The 25,567-nt window shown below is 60.5% G+C and carries 23 protein-coding genes and 3 pseudogenes; 11 read left to right on the top strand and 15 right to left on the bottom strand.

The window, feature by feature from the left end; all coding sequences use genetic code 11:
• The 3 genes and pseudogenes from groEL to IQ26_RS11365 form a co-directional block, all read right to left on the bottom strand.
• Positions 1-313: pseudogene (gene groEL / locus IQ26_RS11375) on the bottom strand (chaperonin GroEL); the annotation flags it as partial.
• 36 nt (positions 314-349) lie between these two features.
• Positions 350-1,018 carry an ATP-dependent DNA ligase gene (locus IQ26_RS11370; RefSeq protein WP_456086158.1) on the bottom strand — a complete coding sequence of 223 codons (669 nt, stop codon included), beginning with the start codon at positions 1,016-1,018 and terminating at the stop codon, positions 350-352.
• 282 nt (positions 1,019-1,300) lie between these two features.
• Positions 1,301-1,631: pseudogene (locus IQ26_RS11365) on the bottom strand (slr1659 superfamily regulator).
• Positions 1,632-2,017: 386 nt separating this feature from the next.
• Between IQ26_RS11365 and IQ26_RS11360 the strand changes: the two are divergent.
• From IQ26_RS11360 to IQ26_RS11350, 3 genes are all read left to right on the top strand, one after another.
• On the top strand, positions 2,018-2,320 hold the full coding sequence (locus IQ26_RS11360; RefSeq protein ID WP_145716854.1) for a hypothetical protein: 303 nt from the start codon (positions 2,018-2,020) through the stop codon (positions 2,318-2,320).
• Positions 2,321-2,434: 114 nt separating this feature from the next.
• Positions 2,435-2,665 carry a hypothetical protein gene (locus tag IQ26_RS11355; RefSeq protein WP_145716852.1) on the top strand — a complete coding sequence of 77 codons (231 nt, stop codon included), beginning with the start codon at positions 2,435-2,437 and terminating at the stop codon, positions 2,663-2,665.
• Between the two features lie 477 nt (positions 2,666-3,142).
• Positions 3,143-3,601, top strand: coding sequence for a phasin (locus tag IQ26_RS11350; protein WP_145716850.1), 459 nt, complete (start codon positions 3,143-3,145; stop codon positions 3,599-3,601).
• Positions 3,602-3,821: 220 nt separating this feature from the next.
• Here the strand turns inward: IQ26_RS11350 and IQ26_RS11345 are convergent, their stop codons facing one another.
• Together IQ26_RS11345 and IQ26_RS11340 are read right to left on the bottom strand one after the other, a co-directional pair.
• Positions 3,822-4,397, bottom strand: coding sequence for a peroxidase-related enzyme (locus IQ26_RS11345; protein WP_145716848.1), 576 nt, complete (start codon positions 4,395-4,397; stop codon positions 3,822-3,824).
• The gene (locus tag IQ26_RS11340; protein WP_145716846.1) at positions 4,394-4,876 is read right to left on the bottom strand and encodes a CMD domain-containing protein; all 483 of its coding nucleotides are present in this window, start codon (positions 4,874-4,876) and stop codon (positions 4,394-4,396) included. Before IQ26_RS11340 ends, IQ26_RS11345 begins: the two co-directional genes overlap by 4 nt.
• 159 nt (positions 4,877-5,035) lie before the next feature.
• Between IQ26_RS11340 and IQ26_RS11335 the strand changes: the two genes are divergently transcribed.
• From IQ26_RS11335 to IQ26_RS11310, 6 genes are all read left to right on the top strand, one after another.
• A complete protein-coding gene (locus IQ26_RS11335) occupies positions 5,036-6,031 on the top strand; it encodes a LysR family transcriptional regulator (protein WP_145716844.1) in 996 nt (331 codons plus the stop codon).
• On the top strand, positions 6,028-7,542 hold the full coding sequence (locus tag IQ26_RS11330; protein WP_145716842.1) for an NAD(P)-binding domain-containing protein: 1,515 nt from the start codon (positions 6,028-6,030) through the stop codon (positions 7,540-7,542). The genes IQ26_RS11335 and IQ26_RS11330 overlap by 4 nt, the downstream gene beginning before the upstream one ends.
• Positions 7,535-8,275, top strand: a complete 741-nt coding sequence (locus IQ26_RS11325) for an amino acid ABC transporter ATP-binding protein (RefSeq protein ID WP_145716839.1) — start codon at positions 7,535-7,537, stop codon at positions 8,273-8,275. The genes IQ26_RS11330 and IQ26_RS11325 overlap by 8 nt, the downstream gene beginning before the upstream one ends.
• Before the next feature lie 16 nt (positions 8,276-8,291).
• Positions 8,292-9,116 (top strand): amino acid ABC transporter substrate-binding protein, encoded by an 825-nt coding sequence (locus IQ26_RS11320; RefSeq protein ID WP_145716837.1) that lies wholly within the window; start codon positions 8,292-8,294, stop codon positions 9,114-9,116.
• Positions 9,117-9,190: 74 nt separating this feature from the next.
• On the top strand, positions 9,191-9,898 hold the full coding sequence (locus tag IQ26_RS11315; RefSeq protein ID WP_145716835.1) for an amino acid ABC transporter permease: 708 nt from the start codon (positions 9,191-9,193) through the stop codon (positions 9,896-9,898).
• Between the two features lie 19 nt (positions 9,899-9,917).
• Positions 9,918-10,610, top strand: a complete 693-nt coding sequence (locus tag IQ26_RS11310; RefSeq protein WP_145716833.1) for an amino acid ABC transporter permease — start codon at positions 9,918-9,920, stop codon at positions 10,608-10,610.
• 649 nt (positions 10,611-11,259) lie between these two features.
• Here the strand turns inward: IQ26_RS11310 and melA (IQ26_RS11305) are convergent.
• The 6 genes from melA (IQ26_RS11305) to melA (IQ26_RS11280) form a co-directional block, all read right to left on the bottom strand.
• Positions 11,260-12,633, bottom strand: a complete 1,374-nt coding sequence (melA, locus tag IQ26_RS11305) for an alpha-glucosidase/alpha-galactosidase (RefSeq protein WP_145716831.1) — start codon at positions 12,631-12,633, stop codon at positions 11,260-11,262.
• Positions 12,634-12,656: 23 nt separating this feature from the next.
• Positions 12,657-14,327, bottom strand: coding sequence for an ABC transporter ATP-binding protein (locus tag IQ26_RS11300; RefSeq protein WP_145716828.1), 1,671 nt, complete (start codon positions 14,325-14,327; stop codon positions 12,657-12,659).
• A gap of 13 nt (positions 14,328-14,340) precedes the next feature.
• On the bottom strand, positions 14,341-15,468 hold the full coding sequence (locus tag IQ26_RS11295) for an ABC transporter permease (RefSeq protein WP_145716826.1): 1,128 nt from the start codon (positions 15,466-15,468) through the stop codon (positions 14,341-14,343).
• Positions 15,465-16,478: an ABC transporter permease gene (locus IQ26_RS11290; RefSeq protein WP_145716824.1), complete on the bottom strand. Its 1,014-nt coding sequence runs from the start codon at positions 16,476-16,478 to the stop codon at positions 15,465-15,467. Before IQ26_RS11290 ends, IQ26_RS11295 begins: the two co-directional genes overlap by 4 nt.
• Before the next feature lie 122 nt (positions 16,479-16,600).
• Positions 16,601-18,685, bottom strand: coding sequence for an ABC transporter substrate-binding protein (locus tag IQ26_RS11285; protein ID WP_162457934.1), 2,085 nt, complete (start codon positions 18,683-18,685; stop codon positions 16,601-16,603).
• A gap of 182 nt (positions 18,686-18,867) precedes the next feature.
• A complete protein-coding gene (gene melA, locus IQ26_RS11280; RefSeq protein WP_145716823.1) occupies positions 18,868-20,340 on the bottom strand; it encodes an alpha-glucosidase/alpha-galactosidase in 1,473 nt (490 codons plus the stop codon).
• A gap of 230 nt (positions 20,341-20,570) precedes the next feature.
• Here melA (IQ26_RS11280) and IQ26_RS11275 point away from each other — a divergent pair, with 230 nt between their 5' ends.
• Entirely contained in the window at positions 20,571-21,437 is an 867-nt protein-coding gene (locus IQ26_RS11275; RefSeq protein ID WP_145716885.1) for an AraC family transcriptional regulator, read from the top strand.
• Between the two features lie 651 nt (positions 21,438-22,088).
• Here the strand turns inward: IQ26_RS11275 and IQ26_RS41435 are convergent.
• From IQ26_RS41435 to IQ26_RS11260, 3 genes and pseudogenes are all read right to left on the bottom strand, one after another.
• Positions 22,089-22,247, bottom strand: a pseudogene (locus tag IQ26_RS41435) (DUF6088 family protein); the annotation flags it as partial.
• Between the two features lie 35 nt (positions 22,248-22,282).
• Positions 22,283-22,651: a nuclear transport factor 2 family protein gene (locus IQ26_RS11265; RefSeq protein WP_240547064.1), complete on the bottom strand. Its 369-nt coding sequence runs from the start codon at positions 22,649-22,651 to the stop codon at positions 22,283-22,285.
• Between the two features lie 236 nt (positions 22,652-22,887).
• Positions 22,888-23,685 (bottom strand): MBL fold metallo-hydrolase, encoded by a 798-nt coding sequence (locus IQ26_RS11260; RefSeq protein ID WP_145716818.1) that lies wholly within the window; start codon positions 23,683-23,685, stop codon positions 22,888-22,890.
• A gap of 310 nt (positions 23,686-23,995) precedes the next feature.
• On the opposite strand from IQ26_RS11260, the gene IQ26_RS11255 reads away from it, so the two are divergent.
• Entirely contained in the window at positions 23,996-25,045 is a 1,050-nt protein-coding gene (locus tag IQ26_RS11255) for an AraC family transcriptional regulator (RefSeq protein ID WP_145716816.1), read from the top strand.
• Between the two features lie 92 nt (positions 25,046-25,137).
• Here the strand turns inward: IQ26_RS11255 and IQ26_RS11250 are convergent, their stop codons facing one another.
• Positions 25,138-25,344 carry a nuclear transport factor 2 family protein gene (locus IQ26_RS11250; RefSeq protein WP_208760142.1) on the bottom strand — a complete coding sequence of 69 codons (207 nt, stop codon included), beginning with the start codon at positions 25,342-25,344 and terminating at the stop codon, positions 25,138-25,140.
• Between the last annotated feature and the right edge of the window lie 223 nt (positions 25,345-25,567).

The following is a 25,567-nucleotide window of genomic DNA, read 5'->3' as shown; positions in this document are numbered from 1 at the left end:
CTCTTGTCGCGTTCATCGCGTCATCGATGCGATCCTTCTTCTCTCTGACCTCGACTTCCGTGGCACCGCCGACCCGGATCACAGCGACGCCGCCGGCGAGCCTCGCCAGCCGTTCCTGGAGCTTCTCGCGGTCGTAGTCGGAGGTGGTTTCCGCAAGCTGGATCTTGATCTCGGCGATGCGGGCCTCGATGCTTGCCCGCTTGCCGGCGCCGCCGACGATCGTGGTGTTTGCCTTGTCGATCATCACCTTCTTGGTGCGCCCGAGCGTCTCGAGGGAAACATTCTCGAGCTTGAGGCCCAAATCCTCCGAGATGATGGATAGCCGCCGGGGCAACGTCCGACCTTCGGATCAACGTTTTTGGACGGAAAGGAGCATGCGAGCTCCCGGAACGGCGTGGAGGCGCCAGAAGCGGTCGTCGATGGTCAGAAAATATTTGGCCTTCAGCCATGTGTTCGACGGTCCGCTCCTGTAGCGGCTGTCGGCTCGCTTCGAGATGATGCTCTCGAACCCCACATTCTCGATGGCGCGAAGGATCGCTAGCGCACTGCCCTCGAAATGCTCGCTGTACTGGATCTTGCCGAGGCCGTGCTCAACCAGTTGCCACAGCGCCTGCTTGCGCTGCAGCAGGGGCAAGGAGGCTAGATTGCGACCGTCGAGATGGAGGATGTCGAACGCGACGAACACCAGCCGGCTCGGTTCGTTCCATATCGCGGCTTCCAGCGCAGGACAATCGGGAGCGCCCTGCTCGCCTGACACAATGACCTCGCCGTCGATAACGGCAGCCCGGCATGGCAGCTCGACCGCCAGCGCGATGGGCCAGTATTTCGTGGTCCAGTCACGGCCGTTCTCGCTGCAAAGACGCACGCCGCCTTTGTCGATGATGATCTGTGTTCGGTAGCCGTCAAGATTGACCTCGTGAACCCATCCCTCATCTTCGGGCGGCTCCTTGACCCGAGTCGGGATCTGCGGCGGAATGAACTCCAGCCAGCCGCCGTTCACCATGGTACGCCTACTCAATGACGCCACCTTTGACCGCGCAGCGGCAGCTGATCGGCACAGGCAGCCGGACATCCCCCCAACTGGAACGCCTGCCGCCTGTGCCGAGCCCCCGCTAAGCCACTGTGGCCGAGCCCCCGCTAAGCCATCCCGAACATCCACGAACGAGGCCGGGTTGTCGTTACCTTCGCATCCTAATACTTATCTTGGCGTACATATCTCGCTCGGTGCGGCGCACTTGCACCGTCCGACTGCCATGTGCCATCCGGATTGCCGCCAGCCCACGCAGTCCGGGGGGCCTGGTCAGTCCATCAAAAGCACCAGAGCGGGATGCAGCTTCTTCAGGTTCGGCAATGATTTCGATTTCCAGGGTATGTCGGGCGTTCCACGCACGACGAGTCGAACATCGGGATGCTTGCGCACCTCGATGGTAAATTTCGCCAGCAGGTTGATGCCGGAAGAGTTGAGAAAGTGAAGGTCCCACAGATTGAGCGTAATGGAAGCGGGATTTGAGGCAAGAACACTGGTCGCCAAGGCCGTGATGGGCGCACCGGCCTGGCAAGCCGCATGCGCCGTCGAAGAAAATATCGCTTCCTTCATTCCACACGCGGTAATCGTCTGTCTTGATTTCCATGGCCTGGCTTCGAGCGTTGAAAAGAGCAAAGGTACGAGCGCCGGCGCAAGTGACGGGGCAGCCTCATTGTTAGCTTGAACGGCGCGCGGCCAACGACGTCGATCACGCTTCGGCGCCTGCCTCGCAAGCGCCTCGTCCTGCCTCTTAGCGCTCATCGCGTGGTGCCATATCCGATTCGGGTATGCCCATGCCCGCCTCAATGATGTGGTGTACCACAGACACCTGGCAAGACTAGCGGAACGCCAGTCCACGGAAGCGGTCATCACGCCGGATTACAGCAGGAAATGCATCCCGAGAAAAGTTTCTGGATGCGAAGCTAACGACACTCTTCAACCTGGTGCGTATAGAATCTGGCATCATGAAAGCGTAGTTGAGGAGACCACGAAATGAACGCAAAGCTCAAAGGAGAAGCCCGCCGCAAGATCATTCTTGATGGATATTTCAATAACGAACCTTTGAAAGATATTGCCGCCAAGCTCGGATGCTCACTGGCGAGTTTAAAGGTCAGCGCCAGTAAACTCGGCTGCACTCGGACCCCAAGGGCGGCGGCTGAATTTCGACGCGGCTTCCATGTCCCCGAACACAAACGGCAAGATTACTACCAGCTGATGATCGCTGGGCAGTACAGGGCCCACGAGTGCGCGCAGATCTTGGGACTTTTGACGATGCAATCATCGGGGGCCGAGTAGTCGCCTACAATTCCGTCGACGATATTGTCCCTCAGGCATTTCATCGCCTCAGCGGTTCATCAGTAGGAAGCCCGCCGCAAAGCACGGGTGACGGGCCCTGAAAGGTTGGCACAGATGCTGCGTCGGCGTTTCAATCGCACCTGCCTCAGCCCTCACGACTTGGCTATCTGCGAACGCGTGTTCAATCAGGTCTGCGCAGATGAAAATCTCGACCCGTTGGAGCCGGACGCCGAAATTCTGGCGGTGATGGTTGTGGCCATCTTTCGAAATGCTCACACCAGCGAGCGCGAACTGCTGGAGACTGTCAGGTCTCGACGGCAAAAGGCCGCGGGAACCGCGCATTAGTGCATGTCGCCCAAAGGTGCGCAGCGGTTTTGCTACAACGAGATGGATAAAGCAATAACCTAAGGCGCGTTCGCATGAATCCATTCAGTCGCGACGCGCTTTGGCCAAGGCGCCGGACTTGAAAACCGGCGCGGGCACGAGTTCACGGTGGTTCCAATCCCACTCCCTCCACTGGTTGAGATTTGCTTCGGAAGATCGTTTTTGATGCAAGCGGACCTGTTAGCAGTGATGTCGGCTGTCGTGTTTGGGTCAAAGGTGTGAATTTGACGACATCACGGGCTCTAATCAGCGCGGTCATCCGTCCGATCTATGAGCGGGGCTCACGCGCCACGGCTAATCGCCGGTCATCTGCTTGAGGCAAAAAGGCATGGTGCGACGCACAAAAATATTGCAATGCACTGCAGATGCCGTAACGTCAGTTTCTTAAATGAACGAGACGGCTTTTGTAAAAGTCCGCCCACCGAAAGGATGGAGACTATGGCCAAGACCGCTGATAAGACTGCTGAAATCATCGAGAACGTAGAACTCCCAACCGTTGACGAGGTAACTGATCAGTTCCGCGCTGTCGCCGAAAAGGGCGTCGAGCAGTCGAAAGAAGCATTGTCGAAATTGGAAACCGGCGCCGAGACGACCCAGAAGGCTCTCCAGTCAACCTTCGAAACTGCCAAGACTGCTAGCAATGAGCTGTCGCTGAAGACGATCGCCGCGTTGCGCGCTAATGCTGAGGCGAGCTTTTCTCACCTCGAAGCCCTGGTTGCCGTGAAATCGCCCTCCGAGTTCATCGAACTACAGACTGCCTTCTTGCGCAAGCAGCTGGAAAAGAGCGTCGAGCAGGGCAAGGAGTTTCAGGCGGCGGCAACGAAAGCCGCCGAAGATGTATCCAAGCCGATTAAAGACGTCTACGAGAAGGCGATGAAGGATCTCAAAGTCGCCTGATTAGCTAGGCAATCGGAAATCTCCGCAAAGAAAAGTTCCGAATGACGGCAGAAGTGGTTGCGGCGACACGATTTAAGGCTGCAAACCGCCCTATAACTTACAAAGCAGTCGAGTTAGCAAACGAATTCAGTGACCGCACGCCATTGGCGGCGTTGGAGGCGCTTCATCGATCGTGGCAGCTGATCGATTGCATGCCTTCAACCTGGGCCGTCTGTAGTATTCAATCCCTCATCGGCTCGCCGAGCGTATGCATCAAGCGGTTCGCCCAGCCGAAGATGGCAGCGGACAGGACCAGGTCGAGACACTCCAGCTCGTTGAGCCCGACGTCGACCAGCGCCTGAGCGTCGGCCGCGGTCGCCTCGGGCGGCGTGGTCGACAGGCGTGCCGAGAAGTCGAATATTGCCTGGAGGTGTTCGTCGAGCGTTGCCTCAAGACCGTCGGCGAAGACAGCTTCGATGACGTCCGTCCGTTTTGTAAGGTTGTTGAACCGCGAGGCGTGCACCGCGGCGCAGTATACGCAGCGGTTGACGACGGAAGCGGCGACGGCTCCCAGCTCGCGCTCGCTGCCCGTCAGCCCATCGCGCCCGTACATGATCAGATTAAACAGGGGTGAGCGGACCGCGAGCGACTCTGGGTCATGCGCAAGCGTGAGCACATAGGGCGAGATGCCCTTGCCGGACGGCGTCACCTGCATCGCCGCGCGCTGCTCGTCGGTGGCAGTCGCGAGATCGACTGGAACCACATAGGGTTGCCAGCGCGGTATCGTGGTGGTGAAAGTGTGGACGAGCTCGCTCAACGCATTCCTCCGATCAGCGTGATACCCGCAATGACGCGCACCTGGTAGTTGACGAAGGCCGCGAGCTCCGAGAGCCTGACTATATCAGCGTCGGCTACGCCAACCTCGCGCAACGCGTCCACATGGGCGCGTGTGGCCTCGCGTGGCGCGAGCGTGAGCCGATCGGCGTGACGGACTATCTCCGCGGTACGCCGGTCCGTCACGTTCGTGCCGGGATTGACGAGCGATGCTGTCGTCGGTTCGTCGGCGCGGGCGACCAGGGTGTCGTAGTGGCTTGCGAGCGCCGGGTTGCGATTGAGGCGCGCCATACGGGCGGCGAGCGCGGCCCTGAGGCCATGAGACAGGCCGCCGGGTTCGCGCGGCAGTAGCACGGCATTGTGGGCCGCTTCGCTGAGGCGCAAAATCTCCGCGCGTTTCTCCATGGCTTCCGCAAGCGCGGAACCCGGCCCTGCGGAGGCAAGGTTTTCGATGAGTCTCAAAGCAAGCCCCAGTACGTCAGCAGGCATGCGATCTAGGTAGGCGCGACGTGCCACTATGTCAAATGAGAATGATGCCCAACTTTCGATGTGGAAATTTTATCTATTCCCCATCGTCAATTGAGAAATGCCATGCTTTAATGACATGACGGAGAGTGGTTGATGTCAAATATGCATTCTAACTCTTTCGATATCCGACAACTTGAGGCCTTCGCAGCGGTGATGTCCGCCGGTAGCGTGACCGGAGCGGCACGGCTGCTTGGCCGATCGCAGCCGGCGGTCACTCGGCTTATTCAGGATTTGGAAGCCGATATCGGCTATGCGCTGCTGCATCGAAGCGGACCGCGCATCAGCCCGACCGCGCGCGGTCTACTCTTTCACGCCGAGGTAGAGCGCCATCTCGCCAGCCTGACCCACATCCGCGAACGGGCAAACGCTATCGGTCTCGATGAGCCTGCTTCGCTGACGATCGCGGCCACGCCTTCACTTGCGGCCGGCGTTCTGCCCCAGGCGATCGCGGCCGTCGCGCCAGACCTGCTTCCGCGTCATCTTCATGTACAGGCGCTGGCGGCCGAGAACGTGGTGCAGGCCGTGCTTGCCCGTTCGGCGGACTTCGGGATCGCCAGCCTTCCGCTGGAACACCCCGGCCTTGAAGTCCACTGGGTCGCCGACGCTCCATGCGTCGTCGCTCTCGCGGTGAGCGATCCTCTCGCCGAAAGCGACATTGTGCGCCTTGCCGATCTTGCCGAACGTCGCATCATCACCCTGGCGAACCCTTATCGCCTGCGGCATCGCGTGGACGAGGCTCTTGAAAGGGCGGGCGTGACACCGCGACGGATCATCGACGTCAACGCCTCGATGACGGCCCTCACGATGGTCAAGGCTGGACTGGGGGTCGCCATCGTCGAGCCGGCGACCGTCTACGGCGTTCCGCTCAAGGGTATCGTGATGCGCGTGCTCGACCACACGATCCCCTTCCTATTCGGCGTCATTTCGCCTGCCGCGCTGCCGATGACGTCGACCGTCGCCGCCATGATCGACGCGGCGCGCACGGTTGCCTTGGCGATGCCTGGCTGCCGCCTGCACGACTCGTCCGGCGACGCATTGGCCGACACCGTCTACGGGCAAACTTTGCTATCCGAGGAAGCGCCGTCGTGAGCGACATGTCAGGGTTTCCGACCTCTCTCGACGCCCTCGAGGCGCGCCTGCAGCAGGATCTCGCCTGGCTGGAACTGCCGGCCAAGGCCTGGGTTCCGACCCGCGTCGTCGACGAACAACGTGTAACCGATGTGGTGATCATCGGCGCCGGCATGGCCGGGCTTGTCGCCTCGGCCATGCTGAAGCGGCTCGGTGTCGCCAACCACATCGTCCTCGACAAGGCACCTGCCGGTCGAGAGGGTCCGTGGGTCACCTTCGCGCGGATGCGAACACTCCGCTCCCCGAAGCAGTTGACCGGACCGGCAATGGGGCTGCCGGCCCTCACGTTCCGCGCCTACTATGAGGCGCTGCATGGCCGCGAAGCCTGGGGCGCGCTTGACAGGGCACCGCGCCAGACGTGGATGGACTACCTGGTCTGGTACCGCCGCGTGCTCGACCTGCCGGTACGCAACGGGGTCACCGTCGACGCTATCCTCCCGCGCCCGGACGACATGCTCGACATCGTATGCCGTGAGGACGGCCACACCAAAACGACGGTCGCCCGCCACGTGGTGCTCGCGACGGGCCGCGACGGCTTGGGTGGTCCCTTTTTACCGCCTGTAGCCGACGACATTGATCGCAAGTTCTGGGTTCATACCGCCGACGCTATCGATTTCGCCGCACTCCGCGGCAAGCGCGTCGGCGTGGTGGGAGCCGGCGCTTCTGCGATGGACAACGCCGCCACCGCGCTCGAGGCTGGGGCGGCACGGCTCGACCTGTTCGTGCGCAGGACGGATCTGCCACGGATCAACAAGTTCACCGGCATCGGCAGCCAGGGCGTGGTGCACGGCTTCGCCGGCCTGCCCGACGACTGGAAGTGGCGCTTTCTTGACTACGCCATGCGGGCGCAGACGCCGCCGCCCCGCCCCAGCGTTCTGCGCGTCAGCGCCTTTCCGCAGGCCCATCTCCATCTGAAAAGCCCAATCACCGGGCTGGAGCAGGACGGCGATCACGTCGTGGTGACGACGCCGAAGGGCCGCTATCCCGTCGACTTCCTGATCTTCGGCACCGGCTTCAAGATCGAGCTGACGAACCGGCCGGAGCTCGCCGCCGTCGCACCCCACATACGCCTGTGGCGTGACCGCTTCCCCGCACCGGCTGAAATGCCGAACGGCGAACTCGAAGCCTCGCCCGATCTTGGAAACGCGTTCGAATTCCTCGAAACAGAGCCGGGTGCCTGCCCAGCGCTCTCCCGGATACACTGCTTCAACTTTCCAGCTACGCTGAGCCACGGCAAGCTCACGGGTGACATTCCTGCCATAAGCGAAGGTGCCGACCGGCTAGCGCGTGGCATTGTCAGGGCGCTCTTCGTCGCCGACCGCGAGCGCCATTTCGCCGATCTCCAAGCGTTCGACACGCCCGAGCTCCTCGGAGACGAATGGGCGGACCACGAGACAGCGCCAGACGATGCGAGCGACGACCCGGCGCTTCCCGGACCATCTCCCGAAAGGACACCCACCAGAAATGCTTGAACTCAAAGATCTAAGGCTGTCCTACGGGAACACGCAGGTTTTGAACGGCGTCGATCTCTCTGTTAAGCGCGGAGACGTGGTGTCGATCATCGGCCCCAGCGGTACCGGCAAGACCACGCTGCTGAAGTGTATCAACTACCTGGTAAAGCCGGCGTCCGGCACCATCGCGTTCGATAAGGTCAAGATGGACTACCAGCGCCCAGACAAGACCGCGGTACAGGCGATACGGCTCCGGACGGCCATGGTCTTCCAGCAGTTCAACGTCTTCAAGAACATGACGGTCATCCAGAACGTGATGGATCCGCTGGTGGTAGTGCAGCGCAAGTCCAGGGACGAGGCGCGGGCGATCGCCCTGAAGGAGCTCAATCGGGTAGGCCTCTCCGACAAACTGGACAGCTACCCGTCCCAGCTCTCCGGTGGCCAGCTCCAGCGGACCGGCATCGCGCGGGCGCTCGCGATCAAACCAGACGTGATGCTCTTCGACGAACCCACGTCGTCGCTCGATCCCGAACTCGTAGGCGAAGTTCTTAGGGTGATCAAGGACGTCACGTCATCGGGGATCACCTCGCTGCTCGTCACCCACGAGATGCAGTTCGCGAAGAACATCTCGAACCGCATCGTCTTCATGGATCGGGGGGTCGTCGCCGCCGACGGCAGCCCGGCCGAGATATTCGACGCGCCGTCGAATCCACGCCTTGCCCAATTCCTCAATTCCGAGCTTGCAATCCAGTAGAGAAAGGACGCCTGAAATGTCTTCTATCAGATCAACTTCTCGCCGTTGGTTCGGCCTCGCCGTGGCTGGCGTCGCATTCGCTATCGCAACGGCTGGCGTATCCCATGCCCAGGACGTGCGCAACATCAAGATCGCGACGGCAGCCGAATCCAAGCCGCTGTCCTGGGGTGCGATCGGCGTCGAGCCGCAGGGCTACGAGCCCGACGTCCTGAAAGCCATCAACGCGAAACTCCCCCAGTACAAGTTCGAGATGGAAGGCGCCGCCGACATCGCTCAGGAGACGGGCCTCGCCACTGGCAAGTACGACATCGCGACCGGCGGCTACTACCGTGCGCCCGCTCGCGAAAAGCAGTTTCTTATTCCAGAGAGCCCTATTGGCGCCAGCCTGATCAAGATCTATAGCCGCAAAGACAGTGGCATCAACGAGATGAAGGATCTCGTCGGCAAGAAAATCGTGCCCGTCACTGCCGGCGGCGGCATCTACAAGTTCGCTACCCAGTGGCAGGAACAGAACCCAGACTACCAGATCGAGATCACCGCATCGAGCGCGGGTATCCCCTATCCGGATCGCCTGAAGGAAGTCCAGAACGGCAAGTACGACGCGCTGGTTCTGCCGTCCAACCTTGGCGAGCAGACGGTCATCGACCAGCAGAAGCTCGACATCAAAGCGAGCGAGCCCGTTGCCATCAACAACACCTTCGTCCTGATCCACCGCTCCGAGGAGAACAAGGCCCTCTCCGAAGACATCGACAAGGCGCTGAAGGAACTCAAGGCCGACGGTACGCTCGCCAAGCTCTCGCAGAAATGGTTCGGCGAGGACATCACCACGTACATGAAGTAACGAAAGCTCGCACTAAACGAGTTCTCGGACTGCCGACGATCAAGGCTGAAACTGAAAGAAGGGAGTGTCGTACTGTGGACCTTTCCATAATGATCCCCGAGCTGCTCAAGGCGTTGCCGCTGACACTCGCGATCACGTTCACGGCCATGATCGTCGGCTTCTGCCTGGCGCTGATTGCGACGACATTCCGGGTGCGCAGAGTACCGGTGATCAGTCACCTGGCCGACCTCTACGTATCCTATGCCCGGAGCGTCCCCGTCGTCCTCCAGCTGTTCGTCGCGTTCTACGGGCTTCCATTGGTGGTCGGTCTGCTCGAAATCGAAGATTTCGTCTCGCCTACTGTGGCTGCGATGCTGGGGCTCAGCTTCTACCACGGAGGTTATCTGTCGGAGGTCATGCGGCCGGCATACCTGGCCGTCGATCGCGGCCAGCATGACGCGGCGGACAGTCTCGGATACACTTTCCGTCAGAAGCTCACTCGCGTGCTCGGACCACAGGCGGTGCACATTGCGTTGCCCGGCTACGGAAACTCCATCATCTACCTGATCCACAACGTTGCGCTGGTCATGTACATCGGGGCGGCGGACGTGATGGCGACCGCGCATCTGGTCATGGAGCGGGACTACAACCAGTACCAGTTCGAAACCTATCTCGTCCTGGCGGTGATCTATGCGCTGCTGTGCCTGGCCGCGTGGCTTGTGGTGCGCTTCTTCGAACTTCGGTCCTCGAAGTTCGCACCAAGAGCGGCTCCCGCGAAGGCCACCATCATGGCAAGCGTCTGATCGAAGAGGAGGTCATCACATGTTCGATTCCGAAGTTCTTCTTCCCGATCTCTGGGATATACTGGGCGCGGTGCCCATGACGCTCCTGATGGCGCTCGCGATCTTCGTCTTTTCCACGATCGTCGGTAGTCTGTTTGCGATGGTCGAATATCGCAGGATAACTGTCCTGCGGGAACTCGTCGTGGCCTACAAGGTTGCCTTCAAGGGCGTCCCGATGGTGATTGTAATCTTCCTCGCCTACTACGGCCTTCCCCCGGCACTTCAGTTCCTGGCCGCGCTAGTTGGAATAGAGTTCAACGGTCACTTGACGCCTAACTGGGTCACACTCATCGTTGCGTTGACTGCTTGCGTCGCCGCTTTCCAGGCGGAGGTCGTGAAGGGCGCCCTGAACTCCTTTGACACCGGTCAGGCGGACGCGGCCTATTCGTTGGGCTACAAACGCAGCCAATTGTTCCGGCGGGTCATGCTTCCCCAGGTGATCGTAGCCGCAATCCCGGACCTCGCCAACTCGTTCATGGTGATCATGAAGGCGCTTTCTCTCGGATTCGCTATCGAGGTTGTTGACATCTTTGCGCAGTCCCAGTTGACCGCTGCGCTGAATTTCTACTACCTCGAAGCCTTCTTGATCGCGGTCGTCATCTACATGGTGATCGCCTATATCGTCACACATGGCGCCGACCGGGTGGAAGCAGCCCTTAGGGCGCGGACCTAGGGAAGCCTCGCCGTAGTACGGCACATTGGTTGCCTTTTGAGGGTAAGCCGAGATGACCACAGATAGCATTCCGTCGTAAGATCAAACGATTGGCGTTCAGGTAGCTGCCACACTGCATCGTCGGCATGGGAGCCTACTTCAGCGCGCACTTCGTCAGCGGACCAAGCATCTTTGGGCTTTGCATGAAGCTGAACGCACCGCCTCCCCAGTCGGTGATGAGGCCCTGTCTTTTGGCGAACGCCCGCTGAACGCCGGAACTTGACGGGAATGTTGTTGGCGATCGCACTGGGCAAGCGGGCCAGTTGACCGCCTCAGACGCAATCTCCGTCCCTCAATAGCACGTCGAGAACCGCCACATCCGGACATTCCTCTGACAACCACCTTTGGGCCCCCTCACAGGAGCCAGAGCGACAGTAAATCCTGCTTCGCAAAGGTCACTTCAAGGTCGAACGTTGGCTCATCGTCGGCAACGAGGACCTTGGTTTTTCATGATTTCCCTCGCTGAGGCTCCCCGCAAGCGACCTCCGTGCCGGACCAGGGAGAGAGGCCACGCTCGCCCTCGCCGAGGACAATCTGTTGAGGCTCCACATCTAGCTTGAGCCCGGCCGCCGGTGCTTGCAGGAGCTTCCAAACCAGAGCCGTTCCGTCCTTACGCTGCCTGCACGTTTTTCGAGATCCGCGCCCACTGCGGAATCCAGTCGCGGTGCGCGGCGAGCAGGTCGTCGACCAGCGACCAGATCTGGTCGAGATCGAGCTCGGCGGCGGTATGCGGATCCATCATCGCCGCGTGATGGAGATGCTCGCGGTTTTCCGTCATCAAGGCCGCGACAGTCAGTTCCTGCACATTGATATTGGTGCGGATGAGCGCCGTCAGTTGCGGCGGCAAGGCGCCGATGAAGGTCGGCTGGATGCCGGACGCATCGACCAGGCACGGCACTTCGGCCGCGCAATTTTCCGGCAGCGAGGTGATGCAGCCATTGTTGCGGACATTGCCGTAAATAACCGAGGGCTCGCCGGTCCAGACCGAGTTCATGATCGAGGAAGCATATTCATGGCTCTCCTCGATCTCGATGTTCTCGGCGCTCCGGTAGGCGGCCGCCTGCCCTTTCCAACGCTCGATCTGCTCGATGCAGCGCTTGGGATATTCATCGAGAGGAATGCCGAATTTCTCGATCAGATCGGGCCTGCCGTCCTTGATGAAATAGGGCGTGTATTCGGCGAAATGCTCCGAGCTTTCGGTGACGAAATAGCCGAGGCGGGTCAGCATCTCGTAACGCACCTTGTTCGGGCAGCGCGGATTCCAGTGGCTGGGTTTCGGAAATCGCCCGTCGCGGTAGCCGCGCACGAGATCCGGATAAAGGTCGCGGTAGCTGCCATCGGCCTGCCGATGCTCGAATTTCAGGTAGAAGGCCATGTGGTTGATGCCGGCGGCACGGTAACGGATTTCCTCGAGCGGGATTTCGAGATCGCGGGCGAGCTCGAAAGCCGTTCCCTGCACCGAATGGCAGAGACCGACCTGCTTGATGAGCGGATACTTTTCCGCAATCGCCCAGGTGTTGATCGCCATCGGGTTGACGTATTGCAGGAGGATGGCGTCGGGGCAGATTGCCATCATGTCTTCGCAGATTTTCCAGAGATGCGGCACGGTGCGCAAACCCCTCATGATGCCGCCAACCCCGAGCGTATCGGCGATCGTCTGGCGCAGGCCGTATTTCTTCGGCACCTCGAAATCAGTGACCGTGCAGGGCTCGTAGCCGCCGATCTGGAAGGCGACGACGACGAAGTCCGCGCCTTCTAGGGCCTTGCGCTGGCTGGAATGCGTCTCGATGGTCGCCGCAGCGCCAAGCGTCTTGACCAGCTTTCCGGCGACGATCTCGCTTTCTTCGAGGCGCTGCGGATTGACGTCCATCAGCGCGATCGTAGCGCCCGAAAGAGACGGCCGCTGCAGCACATCGCCGATGACATTCTTCATGAAGACGGTGGAACCGGCCCCGATGAACGTGATTTTGGGTTGTCTCGTCATGAATTGCGCCTCTTGTCTGCGATTTATGCGGCTACCTCGAACGCGGCCTTGACGAGCCGTTCGGTATAGGCGGTCCTCGGATGGGAAAGAACCTCGTCGACGGGTCCCTCCTCGACGATTTTACCGTGCTGCATCACCACGACCCGGTGACAGAGCGCGCGTACGACCTTGAGATCGTGGGAAATGAAGAGATAGCTCAGGCCGCGCTCGTCCTGCAGTTTGCGCAGGAGGTCGATGATCTGGGCCTGAACGGAGAGATCTAGCGCCGAGGTCGGTTCGTCGAGCAGGATGAATTCCGGTTCGAGTGCGATTGCCCGCGCAATAGCGATGCGCTGGCGCTGGCCGCCGGAAAACTCGTGCGGGAAGCGCGACAGGATGTTGTGCGGAAGCCCGGCGCTGATTAGGGCGTCCCTGACCCGCTCGAGCCGATCGCCCTTGTCATTGCCGAGCCGATTGACGATCAGCCCCTCCTCGATGATCTGGCCGACCGACATGCGCGGATTGAGCGAGGAGAACGGATCCTGGAAGACTACCTGCATGCGCGATCTGAGCGGCCGCATCTGGTCACGTGTCCTGGCGTGGATCGGTTCGCCGTCGAAGAAGATTTCGCCGCCGTCGGCGGTCAGGAGCTTCACCAGCGCTTGCCCGAACGTCGTCTTGCCGGACCCGGATTCGCCGACCAGCCCCAGCGTCTCGTGCCGGTGAAGCTTCAGGCTGAGACTGTCTACGGCGACCAGGTCCTTGAGCCGCGGTTTGAAGAAACCGCCATGCTTCAGCATGAACGATACCCGGACATTGCTGCCTTCGAGAATGACGGCGGAGTCCACCGGCGGCGGATTGGCTATGCCCTTGGGCTCGGACGCCAGAAGATGGCGCGTATAGGGGTGCTGAGGGTTTTCGAAGAGCGCTGCGGTGGTGTTGTGCTCCATCACCTCGCCCTGGCTCATGACATAGACGTAGTCAGAAAACTGGCGAACGACTGTCAGGTCGTGGGTGATCAGGATCACCGCCATACCGAGCTTCTGCTGCAGATCACGGATGAGGTTGAGGATCTGCGCCTGCACGGTGACGTCGAGTGCCGTCGTGGGTTCGTCGGCGATGAGTACGTCCGGATTATTGGCGAGCGCCATGGCGATCATGACGCGCTGGCGCTGACCGCCGGAAAGCTGGTGCGGATATTGGTTGAAGCGGCTTTCCGGGTCCGGAATCTGCACCTGCCGCAACAGCTCCAGCGTACGCTTCGCAGCTTGCCTGCGGCTCATCTTCTGATGAACGCGGATCGCCTCGATGATCTGCGTGCCGATCGTGTAGACCGGATTGAGCGAGCTCATCGGCTCCTGGAATATCATCGAAATGCGGTCGCCGCGCAGCGCCCGGCGCTGCCGGTCGGAGAATTTCAGCACGTTCTTGCCATCATATTCGATCCGCGATTGCACGGCCACGGTGGCGCGCTTGGTGAGCAGGCCCATGACCGTGCGCGCCGTCACCGACTTGCCGGAGCCGGACTCTCCCACCACAGCGATGGTCTCGCCGCGATAGAGCTGAAACGAGACATCCTTGACCGCGTCGACCGTTCCGCCTTCCACCTTGAAGGTCACCGCGACATTGCGGGCGTCGATGATCGGGCTGCCGGTCCTCACCGCATGATCGTGACGTTCGTCGGGCGCCATCGAGGTCTTTTCCGTCAGAGCCATGGTGCCGGCCTTCTCAATAGGGATCGACGGCATCGCGAAGACCATCGCCCAGCGCATTGAACGCAAAGACGGTGACCAGCACGAAACCCACGGGGGCAAGGATCCAGGGATAGGACCCGATGACGGAGTATGTCGCGGTATCCTGCAGCATCAGCCCCCAGGAGATCAGCGGCGGCTTCACCGCGAAACCGAGGAAGCCCAGGAAGGATTCAAGCAGCACGACGTTGGGGATCGCCAGCGTGACGGCGACGATGACGTGGCTCATGACGTTTGGGAAAATATGCTGAAAGATTATCCGGCGGTCGGTTGCGCCGATCGCCATCGCCGCCCGCACATAGTCGATCCGCGCCAGCGCCAGCGTCTTGCCTCGAACTTCGCGCGACATCTGTGCCCAGCCGAGCGCCGACATGACGAAGATGACGAAGGCGAGGAAGACATTGGTCGGCGCCGTCACCGGAATCAGCGAGGTGAGCGCGAGATAAAGCGGCAGTTGCGGAAAGGCGAGCACCAACTCGACGAAGCGCTGCACCCATGCGTCGAACCTTCCGCCGAAATATCCGGACACCATGCCGACAGTCGTGCCGACTACCGTGATGATGAACACCACGGTCAGGGCGATCATCAGCGAAATGCGCGAGCCGTAGATGACGCGCGACAGCACATCGCGGCCGAACTTGTCGGTGCCGAGGAAATTGACCGGGCTTCCGTCGGTGGCGCCGAAGAAATGCCGATGCGCCGGGATCAGTCCGAAAAGCCTGTACCCGAACCCTTTGACGAAAAAGCCGAGCGTCTGCGGGTTTTCGTAGTCGGGGCCTACGATCGGCTGGAACGTGACGGGGTCGAATTCATCTGTTTCACGGATCGGATAGCTGCGCGGCGGAAAGACGAAGTTCCCGTCCCGGTCCGTCATGCTGATGGTCTGCGGCGGCGCGAAACCGACGCCGGTCAGCTTCGGATCGACGGGTGCGAAGAACTCCGCGAATATCGTCATGATCATCAGGAGGCAGACAAAGATCAGCCCTATCATGCCGGTCCAGGATCGCTTCAGACGGCGCCAGACAAGCGCAGTATAGGTTTCGTTGCCATGGCCTTTGGCCGGCGGCACGGAGGCGGAGACTACGGGTTGGACGTCGGCTTTCATGCGTCGGCCCCTCCCCCAAGGCGAACCCGCGGGTCGAGCGCTGCAAGCAGCATGTCGGCGATGATGTTGCCGACGATCAGGGTCACCGACAGAACCAACATGAAGGTCGCCGTGACATAGACGTCGCCGATCCACATCGAGCCGACGATGGCCGGGCCGACCGTCGGCAGGGCGAAGATGATCGCGGTCTCGATCTCGCCGGTCAGCATGTAGGGCAGCACGACGCCCTGATACATGACGAGCGGATGCAGCGCGTTCGGCACAGCGTGGCGCATGACCACCGTGCGCTCGCTCAAGCCCTTGGCCCGAGCCGTTTCGACATATTGGGCGTTCAGCGTATCGAGAAGATTGCCCCGCATGACGCGCATGTTGTAGGCGAGCCCGCCCAAAGTGGCGATCGCGATGACCGGCCAGACATGCTTGACCAGATCGACGAACTTGCCCCACGACCAGGGCGCCCCGCCGTAGCGGGCGGAATGGAAACTGTTGATCTCAGTGACATTGAAGTGGAACACCAGGACATAGACGATGATCAGCGCCATCAGGAAGCGCGGCACCGTCATGCCGAGAAACGAGATCCCCGACAGCACGCTGTCCACCCAGGAATATTGCCGGGTTGCCGCCAAGACGCCGAAGGTGATGCCGATCACCGATGCCAGGATATGGCAGACGAGCGCCAGCGCCAGCGTACGGGGCAAACGTTCGCCGACCACATCGGCGACAGGCTTGTTGTAGAAGAGACTGTGGCCGAAATCGCCGCGGGTGACGATGCCGGTGATCCAGTTGACATACTGGAGGGGCAAGGGCTTATCGAGGCCATGCGCGATCTTGTAGGCCTGCGCCTGGGCGTCGGCCTTCTCGAAGGACGCGCCACCCTGGTTGATCAGTTGCGAGCGCACATAGTCGCTGTAGTCGCCCGGCGGGGCCTGGATGATCGCGAACGTCACGACGCTCAGGACGAAGAGGACAGGAATCGCCGAGGCGATACGCACAAGCAGAAATCTGAACATGATCGTGTTTGCTTCTCTTGTGGCGCGTGGCGATCTGCTCCTTCACGAGGCGCGGTATCTCCACGGTTCAATTCGGAACCTCCCCTCCGGCGGATGCCCGCCGGAGGAGAAATCGACTGCGGTCAGTTGATCGGACCGCCTTCACCGGGCTTGCCCGGAAGCTGCTCGGGGAACAGCTCGTAGTCGCCCTGCTTGTCGGCGGCGACGAAGACCCGTTCGCGTATGATCGTGTCCTCGGCCCAGTTGAACATGAAGATCGGGGCGCCTTCGGGAATGTTGGAGAAACGCTTGTTGATGATGAGCGCGCCCGGATATTCCGTAAGGCCGATCGTATCGAGATTCGACGTCGAGACCTTCTGGAACTGTTTCATCAGTTCGGTCCGCTCGTCGTTGTCGTTGCTGGAAATGAACTTGTTGACGATGTTCACCATCTCCTGCTCGAAGGGCATCAGATCGACCGTCCCGTCCTTCCCTGCTCGGTGATGCCAGCTCGTACGCGGGCCGGTCGGGGCAAGCTGGGTCGTGTTCTGCACGACCGAGGTCTGTTCCTGTTCATTGCGGCGAACAAGCCAGTCGAAGCGCCCGGCATACTGCGTTGCGTCGCGCTTCGCGCCATCGATTGTGTTCAGCACGACCTTGAGGCCAAGCTGTTCCATCTGGCCGACCAGACCTTCCGCGAGATTGCGATCGGTGCTGTAGTCGGAATTCACGAGAAGCACGATCTGTACGTCCGAGCCGCCAGCTGTACCGGCCGGGAAGTTGACGGCGCCGTTGCCGTCCGTGTCCTTCAACCCGACCTTCTCCAGCAGCGCCTTGGCGCCTTCCAGATCGAACGGGTAGTACACTGTCGAGGCGCGATCATAGAAGCTCGTGCCAGAGGAAATGCCGCCGGGATAGATCGCCGTGAACGGACCTTTGACGAGGGATTCGCCGAGTTTCTCGCGATCGATGGCCATGGTCACGGCCTTACGGAAATCGACGTTGCGATTGAGCTCGCGTACGGCCTGCGCCCGCTCGTCCGGCTCACCCCAGCCATTGGCCGAGAAGTTCATGCGCAGATTGTAGCCGATCAGCCGGGCGCCAAAGGCCAGCCGCGCGGGAGCCGTTTCCTGTGCGGCGCGCTTCAGCGATTCCACGAAATTTTCCGGCTGCTCCAGGTTCGAGAAATCGCCGGACCCGGCGATCGCCTGCACGTCGCGATCGGCCCAAGTCGAAAGCTTGTAGTGCAGTTCGTTGAGATAGGGCAGCTGATTGCCGTCTTCGTCCACCTTCCAATAGTAAGGATTGCGGCGAAGCACGATGACGTCGTCCGAACGGTATTCAATAGGCACCCAGGCGCCCATGACGGGCATATTCAAGTATTCCGGCGGAAAGCCGTTCTTGTACTCATCATAGGTGGTGCCTGCATAGTTCGGATGCTTGGTCTTCAAAATGTGCGAGGGGCCGGGGCAGAAGGTTCCGTAGGCCATCGCATAGAGATGCTGGCGCGGGAACGCGTCCTTAAAAGTCCATTCGATCGTATATTTGTCAATCGCCTTCAGGGTGGTGCCTTTTCCGAACGTTTCCGGTGTTGCACCGTTCAGCGGCGAGACGTTCGGATCGACGACATTGTCGTCCCAATAGAACATCACGTCATCGGCGTCGAAGGGATCTCCGTCGGACCACTTTGCGCCTTCGATCAACTTCATCGTCAGTGTGTGTCCGTCCTGCGACCACTCCCAGCCCTTGGCAAGGTTGGGCAGCGGCTCGACGTCTTTGGCATCGACCTGGAAGAGCGGCGCGGTGCGCGTCAGGCATTCGAACATCGCAATGTCAATGCCGCCCCAGCCTTGCGTCTGCCCGGCGCTGTAGTTCCAGCCTTCCGGCCGACCGCCGATGACGTGGCGCATCGTGTCGCCATAGACACCTGTCCCGTCGGGCATGTTGCCTGTGTTGAAGACCATCGGCTCCTTCGGCAGCCGCTCGGCCAACGGAGGCAGTTTCCCGGTCTTGACGAATTTTTCGGTGACCCACTCCGGCTCGCGATATTCGGATAGCGCCTTGAATTCCAGAATTGAATCGCGCGGCACGTAAGTGATCTTGCCTTGCGCCGGAAACGGCGGCTGTTCCGGCACGATGGTCGGCTCGGAGGCCGAGGCCTGGATCGCGAACGCCGATACGCCAAACAGAAGCGCGGCGACGGTTTTCATGCAGCAAAAAATGTTCATTGTCCTGGTTTCTCCCTTATGCTTCGGGCCTGCCGCGATGGCATGGCTCTCCTCCTACAAGCATCGAACGAAGCGGTATTCCGCTTTCTCAGATGACAGTGCCGTGCTGCCAGGGCGCATTCGCCGAGGCGCGATCCTGTCCGCCCGGTTTTCCGGAACATTGGCTTATCGCAGCCAATAACTCAGCCGGCCACGCGCAATTTCATGGCTTCCTTTTCGGCCCTGATCTCTTCGATCGAGCGAACCTCGCGGCGGGCGACGCCCTTCCATTCCCGCGTTTTTACCGTCGCGCGGCTCAGCCGCTCCTTGGCGCCGTCGATCGCATGGGCGTATTGCGGCAACCATTGCGCTTGCGCCACAACCATCTCGTCGACCATCTGCCAGATCTCTTCCGGCGTGCAGATGGCGCCAACCAGCGGATCGTGCAGTACGGCCAGTTTCAGGAGGTCGATGTCGCCGGAGATTGCCGCGTGGACGGACATGCGCTGGACATTAATCGACGAAATGCAGGTCGCGGCGCAGGCTTCCGGAAGCGTGATGCCGGCCACCATGTTGATGCCGAAGCGATCGACGAAACCAGGCGATTCAATGATTGCATCGGACGGAAGATTGGTGATGACGCCGCCGTTCTTGACGTTGAAGTGCCCGCGATAGACCCGACCGGTCTCGAGCGCCTCCAGTATGTGGCTGGCGTGCTCGTTCGAGCGGCGCCCCGGATCGATGGGTTTTCCCGCATCTTCGAGGAATTGCGGGAACTCGGTTTCGAACCAGTTCCGGGTTTCGGTCGAATAGCGCAGATAACCGCCGGTTTCGCCGTGGATCCAGTCCGACATGTCGATCCACTTGGCAGTCTCCTCAGGCCGTTTGCGGTACCAGGGTAGATATTCCGACAGGTGGCCGTTGCTTTCGGTCGAATAGACGCCGAAGCGCTTCAGCACGTCGATCCTGAGTTTCTCCTGCCGCGAGAAGACAGGGTGCGCCTCGAAGGCGGCGACGAGCTCATCCTTGCCGATCTTGCGGCCCTTGACGCGAACGTCGACGAACCAGGTCTGGTGGTTGATGCCGGAGCAGACATAGTCGAGTTCGCCTTCCCCGGCGCCGAGAATCTCGGCGATCTGCTCTGCCCCATGCTGGACCCCATGGCAGAGACCGACCGTATCGACCTTGCCGAATTCGATCGCCGCCCAGGTGTTCATCGCCATCGGGTTGGCATAGTTCAGGAATTTCGCGCCCGGCTCGGCCAGTTCGCGAATGTCCTTGCAGAAATCCAGAATGACCGGGATGTTGCGCTGGCCGTAGAGAATGCCACCGGCGCAGATCGTATCGCCGACGCACTGGTCGACGCCATATTTCAGGGGGATGCGGATATCGTCGGCATAGGCGGCGAGACCTCCGACGCGCACACAGCTAATGATGTAGCGCGCGCCCTCGATCGCCTTGCGGCGGTCCGTCGTCGCGGTCACCCGTGCAGGAAGCTGGCTCGACTTGACGATCCGCAGGAGAATTGACTCGATCATCTTGAGATTGTGCTCGCTGATGTCGGTCAGTGCGAACTCGATGTCGCGTAGCTCCGGCACACACAAAATGTCCGTGAACAGCTTCTTGGTGAAACCGACGCTGCCCGCGCCAATAATTGCGATCTTAAATCTGCTCATTCGAACCTTCTCCGCAAGCGGATTGGACCGATAGGTAAAATCGGTTCGTGGAAATCCGGTCTAGGCGTGTTATTCGGAAGACACGCAACCAAGCGGCGTGCTACCGGGATTTCATCCTCATCTCTTTTATTTTTGGTCAATATGCGCAACATCACGTCCCTCCGGTAGGGCGTAGATGTGCTTTGTAGGGTAATTTTGTGCTGCAAAAACTCATCGACCTTGGACCAGTGATGAAGATGATTTCTCTGCCGCGCGCTCGGCAGCGATTGCACACCATGCCGACGAGCACCGGCTACGACGTGAGAACGGATGCCGGCTACAGCTGGGATGGCCGCAGGCGCGGGCAGACGCCGTTCACAGTGATGCAGCACACCATCAGCGGCGCCGGAAACCTGCGTTACGGAACCAGGTCCTACCGCATCGCTCCGGGCGAGACGATGCTGTTGGTTGTTCCACATTCGCACCGCTACTGGGTCGAAAAGGGCGGGCGCTGGGAGTTTTTCTGGATATCGATGCATGGGGCGGAAGCGTTGCGCATCCATAGAGAGGTCCTAGCAACGAAAGGACCGGTGTTCAGCCTGCGGGCAGCGACCGTCGATAATCTGGCCGATTGCGCCTACCGGCTGGTCAAAGGTGACGGCTCAACGCCGGCGCGCGCCTCGGCAATTTCCTACGAGGCGGCCATGGCACTCTATGACGACGTGTTCCAACTGCACGGAAATGACGTGGCGGAGAATTCGGTAGTGCGTCAGGTGACTGACTATATCGGTGCGCATCTGCATCTGCCGTTGCCGGTCGATGAGCTGGCGCGGCTTTCCGGTCTCAGTCGCGCGCATTTCTCGCGTGTGTTCGCGGCGCATGAAGGTATTCCTCCGGCTGAGTTCGTCCTCAACAGACGCCTCGACCGCGCAGCAAAGCTACTGACCATGTCCGCCGACCTTCCGGTGAAGGATATTTCCGGCATGTGCGGCTTCGAAGATCCCAACTACTTCGCCAAGGTATTCCGACGTGGCTTCGGGGTCAGTCCGACAGAATTCAGAACCACAGGCATGTATGCAAGCGCCGGGTATCAGCAGGGGCAGATTTTGGACAGGTGACAAATAGCGCTGACCTGTCACCCTTTGATGGCTGCTTTTAGCGCGAGAGAGACCGTCAACTTGGTCACTCGGACATCGGCTTTCAGGAGGCGGCAAAGCTGATCTCGACGTCCGAGATCGGCGCGAAGCGGCCACCTCCTGGAATCCGAGAACGGGGAGGACGCGAATGCCTTCTGGCGCAGAACCGCAATTCTCGTTCAACTGTCCGAATCAGGAATTGCACCCGGGCCCGCCGAACAGGAAGTTGGAACTTTTCTTCATGCTGTCTTAGGCGATATAGCCACCCGAAGTGCTGCGAAACTTGCACAATAGCATCGGCTCACCACGAAGGATTGCCGCGTGGAGACACCCTGGGGCTCCGCAAGCGTAGCACCACTGCATCCGTCAAATGCAAGATTTCTCAATGCGGATGAAAAGAGCGCCGCGTTCGTCGAAAGCATGCGCGCAGCGCGAATGTGCTCTCGGGCGAGATACAGTTCCGCCTCGATTATTCGGCGGTGATCGATCAAATCGATGTAGGCGATGCAGAAATCCGCATTCATGGAAGGCCCACGACTCTGCTCCACCCCGAGCCACCTTTTCCACGGCTGAACCCGCGAAAACAATGAGCCGGTAGCCTGAACCACGGTGCCGGGCGGACAATGAGGTGCTTGGCGAAGCGTGACGGAGATCGACCACGCGTTTGCCCAGCACGCCCGGCGGGAGGGGCAGTCGATCAAATAGGTGCTCTTTTGCCGGAACCTGAGTCGACAGCCCCAGCGCATTGGCTGCGCGAGCGCCAGCCATCTGCACGTGCGATCCCGTCTCCCGCAAAGCCCACCCCGAGCGGGCCAGGCCAAGGTCCGTCAGCCGATATCAAAGCGACGGATCACGCTTCCCTCGAATCGGAACATATGCCGGGTCTGGGTGTCGAACAGCAGTTTGCCATCGTGGTCGCGCGCCGTCAGATGGACATCGACATACGCCGTCCCGTCTGAATTGTCGTGGTATTCAAGGGGCTCGGCACGCGAATCCATCTTCTTCCATTGATCTTGCCAGTATTCCCGAACCTCGTCGTGCCCGTGAACATGGCCGCCATCGAGACCATTCGCCCACATGACGTCCGAGTGCATTGCCGCCAGCGCCCCTTCGAGATCGCGGCTATTGAACGAATCGTAGAGGCGTTTGAGCAGTTCGTTTCGGGACGGCATGGAAGACCTGGTCGGTTTATTCAAGCCACGCTCCCCCTGTTGTCAGAAAGGCAATTCATCAGCTCTATCACTTATCCTTTGACTGGATGCTGAGCGAGTAGAGTAGACTAATTCTCGGCCGCGCCCACGCGTCAAACTCTCGAAGCGAGGCAGGGAGCCGTGAGCGTTGCGGCAGGGCAAACATTTAACTCGCGCATCTGCTCATGCCGGAACGTGCAGGAGCAGCGGTGAATCGGCACGCGGCCGCACCGTCCGGCCGCTCATCCTGCTGCCGGCTCATAGCCGTATGCGTCGCCCTTACGCACCACGCGACCGATGCCCGGCCAGCCAAGGTGCGCGCCGGCGATCCACGTTCCCGCCTCGGACGCGTCACGGAAAACCTTGAGGCGGGTTGCGCGTGCGGTCGCCTGATGGTCGTCATAGCCCCAACTGAACGCGGGGTCGCCGAACTGCAAAGGCGGCACATGAACGACGTCCCCGAAGAACAGGAAACGGTCCTCGTCCGTGCCGAACGCGTAGCCGGTATGACCGGGTGCATGACCGGGCAGGGCGACCGCCCTCAATCGCTCGGCCACCTGGTCGCCATTCCGGACGGGCTTCAGCAGGGATCGGAACTGTGCAAGGTGCGCCTCAGCGAAAAAGCGCTCGACAGCCACCTCGGGAATTACGATCGCCTTCAAGTTCGGAAAGAGCACTCGGTCGTCGGGGGTCAAAAGTCCTTGCACGTGATCCTGATGGGTGTGGGTGAGCGCCAAGACCGTGATCGAAGCCGGGTCGATCCTGGCTTCCGCCATGGTCTGCTCGAGACGCCCTACTGTCGGAGCCCAGCCCCCTCCTCCGCTGTCGATCAGAACGCCGTCAACGCCTGAACCTGCGAGGGCGAAGCAATTGACAGACAGGCGAAGCGGCCCTGCCTGCGCAGCTTGCGGCACCGGGTTATTCTGCGGGTCCCGCAACAGGTCCGCCGGCATCTCGATGTAGCCGTCCGAGAGCGACCAGACACGCCATCCTCCGGACCTGCAACTGAAGACGTTGTCGCTGTGGGATGTCACGATCACAAGGCCACCCTCCGGAAGCGTATTTTCAGCTCGCTCTGCCTTCGCAGTTGCGGATCAACCTGCAAGTGTGCCGCTGGCCATGCACAAGGCGATCACACCAAAGAGGTCGCGTTTGGATAGACCGTCGTTCACACCCCTGGCGTTCCCCCAAAAGTGTGCGGTTTTGGTCGCGCTAGGCACGAGCCATAACACCAAAATGTGTGCGCCCACGCTTGACATTTCTCAAGGGCTGCCGAGAAAATCCAACAAGCGTGGCGGTGCGAAGCCCTGATGCCGGCTGGTGACAAGAGGATTCCCGTTGTCGAGCCAAATGACCGTTTCGCCGGTAGCAGACCCGCTGATCCTGGCCGCTGCGGCGCGCGGTGTTGAGCGTGCGATCGCAGCAGCCGGCGTCAATTCGCATCGTGTCCTCGAACTTGCGGGCGTCGATCCGGCCAGGATCGCCGATCCCTTGCTGCGTCTAGAACTCGGGGATTATTGCCGGCTGTTCGACGTCGCAGCCCGCGAGACCGGTGACGATTTTTTCGGCGCACGTTTTGGACAGGGGTTGATGACGCCGGAGCACTTCAACGCGGTTAGCAAGCTGGTGGTCAGTGCCCCGACTGTCCGCGATGCTCTGGCGGCGCTTGCGGAGAATTACCGCTGGATCCAGGAAAACTCGAGACTGCAATTCACTGTCCATCGGGGTTTCGCTTCGCTCGAATATCAGATCTGTGACGCCCGCATCTCGCACAAGCATCAGGACGCCGAGTTGACCATCGCTGCCCTCTGCGGCCTCATTCGGCACTTTTTCGGTCCCGCATGGCAGCCATCTGAAACGCATTTCGAACATGGGCAAGGCGGCTTGCGAAGGGATTACCAAAGAGTCTTTGGAGAGGCGGTCTTCGATCAGAATATCAATGCAATCCTGATCGATTCGGCGTTGCTCGACCGGCCAATGCCCCAACAAAATGCGCGCGCCTTCGCCGAGTTTCGCGCCTTAATCCGCCATCAGCTCGCTTCGGTGGACCGTGAAGTCGACCTGCGCAGCGACCGGGACAGCCGGCTGAGTCTGCTCGCACATGTGATACAGAGCCAGTTCAAGGTTGGCGATGCATCCATCGGTGCTGTCGCCAAGCGGGTTGGCCTCACGGTGCATGGTCTTCGTCGCCAGTTGAAGGACTGCGGCGTGGCCTATGATGAGTTCGTCCTGTCCGTGCGGCAGGTCGCGGCGAGACGCTACGTGGAGAGCTCCGATTACGATCTGACAAGCATCGCGCTTATGCTCGGCTATTCGGAGCTCAGTGCCTTCAGTCGGGCGTTCAAGCGCTGGCACGGCCAAAGCCCGAGCGCACTGCGAAGTCATGCTACCGATCGCTAAGTCATGCAGCCGGACTCGGATGACTGAGCGCGTCGTCGAATCCCGGCCTGTGCGGTCTCCGCCGCGACCTCGACTGAGGCATGGGTCCCGCGTCAGCGTGTTTCCATTGTCATCACCTTCTGAGCGATCTTCCAGGTTCCGCCAACTCTTAAGCACGATAGCATGTGGGTCATATAGCGCGGTGGGATCTGCAGGCTCAGCCTCACGAGCGCGAGATCGCGCTCGACGTTGATTGAGAGGATCTCGTCATGCCGCTCAAGTCCGAGTTTCTTCGGGGCGCAACATTCCTGTTCGAAGATCGAAAGCGTTGGACCGACCGGACCTCGGCGTTCATCGCCCCAGAAAGCGGCCGTGCTGGACCATCGCGATACCCTGAAGCGAGCGGAGGAGCATCGTCGCCCAATGCCGCGCGTTTCAAAGCGCCGATGGGCTCACCCGCTTCGAGCGCACGCGCCGCGGCTGTAATCGGCACCATCGGGATAGCGCCACGCTTGTTACTCCCACCGTCCGCTTTCCGGCGCC

The sequence above is a fragment of the Mesorhizobium tianshanense genome (assembly GCF_007830515.1).
Taxonomy (GTDB): domain Bacteria; phylum Pseudomonadota; class Alphaproteobacteria; order Rhizobiales; family Rhizobiaceae; genus Mesorhizobium; species Mesorhizobium tianshanense.
Note: the sequence above shows the minus strand (reverse complement) of the source record. Positions and strands in the feature narration are given on the sequence as shown.

Excerpts from the sequence above, each read along its gene's own strand:
- IQ26_RS11360 (WP_145716854.1), top strand. The coding sequence starts at position 2,018 with ATGAACGCAAAGCTCAAAGGAGAAGCCCGCCGCAAGATCATTCTTGAT.
- IQ26_RS11355 (WP_145716852.1), top strand. The coding sequence starts at position 2,435 with ATGCTGCGTCGGCGTTTCAATCGCACCTGCCTCAGCCCTCACGACTTG.
- IQ26_RS11350 (WP_145716850.1), top strand. The coding sequence starts at position 3,143 with ATGGCCAAGACCGCTGATAAGACTGCTGAAATCATCGAGAACGTAGAA.
- IQ26_RS11335 (WP_145716844.1), top strand. The coding sequence starts at position 5,036 with ATGTCAAATATGCATTCTAACTCTTTCGATATCCGACAACTTGAGGCC.
- IQ26_RS11325 (WP_145716839.1), top strand. The coding sequence starts at position 7,535 with ATGCTTGAACTCAAAGATCTAAGGCTGTCCTACGGGAACACGCAGGTT.
- IQ26_RS11320 (WP_145716837.1), top strand. The coding sequence starts at position 8,292 with ATGTCTTCTATCAGATCAACTTCTCGCCGTTGGTTCGGCCTCGCCGTG.
- IQ26_RS11310 (WP_145716833.1), top strand. The coding sequence starts at position 9,918 with ATGTTCGATTCCGAAGTTCTTCTTCCCGATCTCTGGGATATACTGGGC.
- melA (WP_145716831.1), bottom strand. The coding sequence starts at position 12,633 with ATGACGAGACAACCCAAAATCACGTTCATCGGGGCCGGTTCCACCGTC.
- IQ26_RS11300 (WP_145716828.1), bottom strand. The coding sequence starts at position 14,327 with ATGGCTCTGACGGAAAAGACCTCGATGGCGCCCGACGAACGTCACGAT.
- IQ26_RS11295 (WP_145716826.1), bottom strand. The coding sequence starts at position 15,468 with ATGAAAGCCGACGTCCAACCCGTAGTCTCCGCCTCCGTGCCGCCGGCC.
- IQ26_RS11290 (WP_145716824.1), bottom strand. The coding sequence starts at position 16,478 with ATGTTCAGATTTCTGCTTGTGCGTATCGCCTCGGCGATTCCTGTCCTC.
- IQ26_RS11285 (WP_162457934.1), bottom strand. The coding sequence starts at position 18,685 with ATGAACATTTTTTGCTGCATGAAAACCGTCGCCGCGCTTCTGTTTGGC.
- melA (WP_145716823.1), bottom strand. The coding sequence starts at position 20,340 with ATGAGCAGATTTAAGATCGCAATTATTGGCGCGGGCAGCGTCGGTTTC.
- IQ26_RS11275 (WP_145716885.1), top strand. The coding sequence starts at position 20,571 with ATGAAGATGATTTCTCTGCCGCGCGCTCGGCAGCGATTGCACACCATG.
- IQ26_RS11255 (WP_145716816.1), top strand. The coding sequence starts at position 23,996 with ATGACCGTTTCGCCGGTAGCAGACCCGCTGATCCTGGCCGCTGCGGCG.